Below are 5,161 nucleotides of genomic sequence, written 5' to 3' on the forward strand. Positions count from 1 at the left end.
TGAAGCCTCCGGCATCGACGTCATCGGTTTCGGTGCCGGGAGCCGAATTCCCGACCCCCGATTATGTGGTCGACGCCGCGGCCCAGGCCTGCCGCGATCCGAAGAACCATCGCTACCGCCAGCGTGCCGGGCATCGCCCTCGCGCAGCTGGGCGCCATCCTCGACGCCGAGGGACTCGGCTACGACCTGACCTCCGCAGGCCGGGTCGAGGTGCTGGGCCACTCGCAGGGCGTGCTCGCCGAGCATATGATGCGCGAGATCGAGCGCGCCGGGTCCGTGAAGGACGCCGGCAAGGTGGTCGATCAGATCCTGGCCATCGCCGAACTCATCGGCGTCGCCGGCACCCGCCAGAGTCGCGCCCTGGGCCTGCACCCGCACGACGGCGAGGCCACCCCTATGCTGTCGGTGCGCGGCGCCACGGCGAAGCAGCTCCAGGTGCTCGTCGACCGCGTCGACCGTCCGCGCGGCCCCCTGTCGATCGCTGTGACCAACGCGGCCGACCACCACGTGCTCTCCGGATATCCCGAGGACCTGGCGGCGTTCGCCGTCGAGGCCGAGAAGGAGCACCGCCACCAGGCCGCCCTGCGCGAACGCAAGGTGCGCGGCGGTTCCGTCTTCACGCCCGTCCTCGAGTACCTCGAGGTCACCGTGCCGTTCCATTCCCCGCTCATGAGCCAGGCGGTCGAGCAGGCCGTATCGTGGGCCGGGTCTTGCGGCTTCGACATGCAGCGCGCCCGTCAGCTCGCCGAAGAGGTCCTCGTCAACCATGTGGATTGGGCGGCGCGGGTGCACCGGCTGCTCGAACGCCATGATCCGACGACCCTGTGGATCGTCGATATGGGCCCCGGCACGACCATCGGCAAGATGCTCGGCGGTCTGGTGCAGGCACCGGCGTCGGCATCGTCGAAGCGGCCAGCGTCGCGGATCGTTCCGCGCTCGCGACCCTTGAGACCGAGCCCGCACGCACCCAGCGCTGGGCCGACTTCGCCCCGCAGGTGGTCAGCACCCCCGCCGGCGACAAGATCATCACGCGCTTCAGCGAGCTCACGGGCAAGGCGCCGGTCCTGCTTGCGGGCATGACCCCGACGACCGTGGAGCCCGAGATCGTGGCGGCCGCGGCGAACGCCGGGTACTGGGCCGAGCTCGCGGGCGGCGGACAGGTCACCGCCAACGTCTTCGACGCCCACATCGCCAAGCTCGAGGAGGAGCTCGACGAAGGCCGCACCATCGAGTTCAACGCCATGTTCATGGACCGCTACCTGTGGAACCTGCAGTTCGGCACCCAGCGCATCGTGCCGAAGAAACGCGCCTCGGGCACCCCGATCGACGGCGTGGTGATCTCCGCCGGCATCCCCGAGCCGGACGAGGCCACGGCGCTCGTCGCCAAGCTCGTCGGCGAGGGGCTGCCGTACGTGGCCTTCAAGCCCGGCACCGTCGATCAGATCCGTCAGGTGGTGCGCATCGCCAAGGCGGTCGCGCCCACGAAGATCATCGCGCAGGTCGAGGGCGGCTCCGCCGGCGGCCACCATTCCTGGGAGTCGCTCGACGATCTGCTCATGAACACCTACGCCGAAGTGCGCGGATGCGATAACCTCGTGCTCGTCGTCGGTGGCGGCATCGGCACGCCCGCACGTGCGGCGGACTACATCTCCGGCCAGTGGTCGAAGGTCTACGGCCGGCCCGACATGCCGGTCGACGGCGTGATGATCGGCACGGCGGCCATGACCGCCAAGGAGGCTCACACGAGTCCCCAGGTCAAACGCATGCTCGTCGAGACACCCGGCATCCCCGCCTCCCACGAGGACGACGATCCGTTCGCCCCCCAGAGCGAGGGGTGGGTCCCCGCCGGCCATGCGGTCGGTGGCGTCTCCTCGGGACTGAGCCATCTGCACGCCGACATCTACGAGCTCGACAACGCCTCGGCGCGTTGCGGCCGCCTGCTCGTGCGCGTCATGAAGCACCCCGATGAACTCGAAAGCCGACGCAAGGAGATCGTCGAAGCGCTCGCCGCCACCTCGCGCCCCTACTTCGGCGACGTCGACACGATGACCTACATCCAGTGGGCCCAGCGCTTCGCCGACCTGTCCTTCCCGTGGGCCGACGACACCTACGTCGACCGTTTCCTCCACCTGCTGCAGCGCATCGAGGCCAGGCTCCGCGACCAGGAATCGGGCGAATTCGAACCCATGTTCGGTGCGCGCGCCGACGTCGAGGACGACCCGCAGGGCGCCATCGACCGTCTCGGTGAGCGCTATCCGCAGGCGGCCACCACGATCGTGCTGCCGAACGACGTCGCGTGGTTCCCCACGCTGGTGCGCGAATACCACAAGCCCATGCCGTTCGTGCCGGTCTATGACAACGACCTGCTGCGTTGGTGGGGCCAGGACCAGCTGTGGCAGTCCGAGGACCCGCGGTATGACGCCGACGCGGTCCGCGCCATCCCCGGACCCATCTCGGTGGCCGGCATCACGACCGTCGACGAGCCGATCAGCGACATCCTCGGCCGTTTCGAGCAGGCCGTCATCGAACGCGCCCTGCAGGGGGCCGGCACGGACGAGACCGCCCGTGTCTTCGCCCAGCTCGGCCGTGCCCGTAGCGCGGAGGAGTTCATCCGCACCAGCCCGCATATCTCCTGGGTCGGGCATCTGACCAACAATCCCGCCTATGGCACGGCGTTGGCCGACGAGCATTACCAGATCGTTCCGGACGGCCAGCGTGACGGAGCCGATCTGTTCGATCTGGATATCCATCTCGACACGTTCTGGGACAACGAGACGGACGGCGGCCGGGACAAGCACGCCGTGCGCGACATCGTGATCCCGCTCATCGTCGACGGCTCCCGGTCCGGGCTGTTCCCGGTCGTCGACCGTGAGCGCCTGCCCCATGACGTCTACGCGATGCTGGCCGACACCGCCGGCATCGGCAACACGAGCATCACGGGCGACAAGCTCACCGAGATGCCGGTCGTCGAACAGGTCGAGGACCGCGAGACCTACCCCTTCGGCAAGGCCAGCACCGACTACACGCTTTCCGCCAACCTCGGGGCCGACCACGAGGCCGCCACCGCGGGCACGCTGCCCGGCGACCTGGTGCCGTCCGCCATCGCGCCCGACGCCCTGGTGGGGCCGGCATGGCCCGCCATCTACACGGCGCTCGGCTCGGTCTACGTCCATGGCTTCCCCGTGATCGAAGGCCTGCTCAACGCGGTGCACCTCGACCACCTCATCGAGCTTGAAACCACCCAGCAGGAGCTGCTGAGCCACGTCGGCGAACGCATCGCACTGACCAGCTGGGCCGAGCCGTACCGCGAATCCGCCTCGGGCCGCATCGTGACGATCCACGTCGTGCATGCCGCTCAGGACGGCACGGTGCTGGCTCGCGAGACCGAGCGCTTCGCCATCCGCGGCCGTTCCTACTCCGACGAGCTGCCCGAGAACGCGGGTGATTACGGCGACTACCTCGAGCTGCACGACATGGACGACTCCGCCATCGCGGACACGCCGCGTCGCCTGCTGCGTCGGGTCTCCGTCAAGGCGCCCCACGAGATGACCGCCTTCGCGCGCACCTCCGGTGACTTCAACCCCATCCACACCTCCCACCGCGGCGCCGCCGTATCGGGGCTCAAGGCTCCGCTCGTGCATGGCATGTGGCTCTCCGCCACCGCCCAGCATGTGGTCCAGGCCGTGGACGGCGACGGTCGCTATGCGCAGATCGTCGGTTGGACCTACAACATGTACGGCATGGTCCAGTTGGACGACGAGGTCGAGATCTCCGTCGAGCGCATCGGCAAGATGCGTCACGCCGGCACCGTGCTCGAGGTCACCTGCCGCATCGACGGCCAGATCATCTCCCGCGGCACCGCGATCACCCGGGCCCGCGTCACCGCCTTCGTCTATCCCGGCCAGGGCATCCAGCAGCAGGGCATGGTGCTCGACGAGCTCGCCCAGTCGCCGGCGGCCCGCGAGACCTGGGAACGCGCCGATGCGCTGACCCGCACCCGTCTCGGATTCTCGATCCTCGCGGTGGTGCGCGACAACCCCACCGAACTGACCGCCAACGGCGTGACCTACCATCACCCCGACGGCCTGCTCAACCTCACCCAGTTCACGCAGGTGGCCCTGGCCACCGTCGCCTTCGCCCAGACCGCGCGTCTGCGCGAGGCGGGATGCGATGTCTGGCCCGCGTACTTCGCGGGGCATTCGCTCGGCGAGTACAACGCCCTGAGCTCCTTCGCCGGCATCATCCCGCTGGAGACCGTGCTCGAGCTCGTGTTCCACCGCGGCACCACCATGCACCACCTCATCGAGCGCGATGCCCAGGGACGTTCGAACTACCGGATGGGAGCCCTGCGCCCCAATCAGTTCGGGCTGAAGGACGCGCAGGTCAAGGACTATGTCGAGTCGATCTCCCGTGCCAGCGGTGAGTTCCTCGAAATCGTCAACTACAACCTCGCCGGCCAGCAGTACGCGATCGCCGGAACCATCGCCGGTCTGCACGCGCTGCAGGCCGATGCGAGCAGGCGCGCCAAGGAGGCGGGCGGTAAGCCGCCGTTCATGCTGGTTCCCGGCATCGACGTGCCCTTCCATTCGACGCTGCTGCGCAAGGGCGTGCCCGAGTTCCGCGACAAGCTCGACGCGCTGCTGCCGCAGCACATCGACTACGAGCGTTTGGTGGGCCGCTACCTCCCCAACCTCGTGGCCACGCCGTTCGCCATGACCAAGGAGTTCGCCGCCGAGATCCTCAAGGTGGTCCCGTCGGCCCGCATCAAGGCCGCGCTCGACGACCCGAAGGTCTGGGACGATTACGCCCGCGACGAGCAGAAGCTTGGTCGCCTGCTCCTCACGGAACTGCTGTCGTGGCAGTTCGCTTCGCCGGTGCGCTGGATCGAGACGCAGGCCCTGCTCTTCGACGACACCGCCCATGGCGGACTCGGCGTCGAGGAATACGTCGAGGTCGGTCTGGGCAACGCCCCCACGTTGGCCAACTTGGGCACCAAGACGCTGCGCCTCCCCGAATTCTCCGGTCGTAAGGTCACGGTCTACAACCTCGGCCGCGATGCGGCGCGGGTCTACATGACCGACACCGATCCCGCCGTCGACATCGACGACGAGGACATGTCGGCAGCCGCGGCTCCCGCCGCTCCGGCCGCTGCCGCACAGGC

At 68.6% G+C, this 5,161-nt stretch carries 2 pseudogenes; both read left to right on the forward strand.

What is annotated here, in order from left to right:
* Positions 1-131 (forward strand): annotated as a pseudogene (locus tag BMON_RS10745) (pyridoxal phosphate-dependent aminotransferase); the annotation flags it as partial.
* Positions 82-5,161, forward strand: a pseudogene (locus BMON_RS09040) (fatty acid synthase subunit beta domain-containing protein); the annotation flags it as partial. The pseudogenes BMON_RS10745 and BMON_RS09040, both read left to right, overlap by 50 nt.

Source organism: Bifidobacterium mongoliense DSM 21395 (assembly GCF_000741285.1).
GTDB classification, from domain to species: domain Bacteria; phylum Actinomycetota; class Actinomycetes; order Actinomycetales; family Bifidobacteriaceae; genus Bifidobacterium; species Bifidobacterium mongoliense.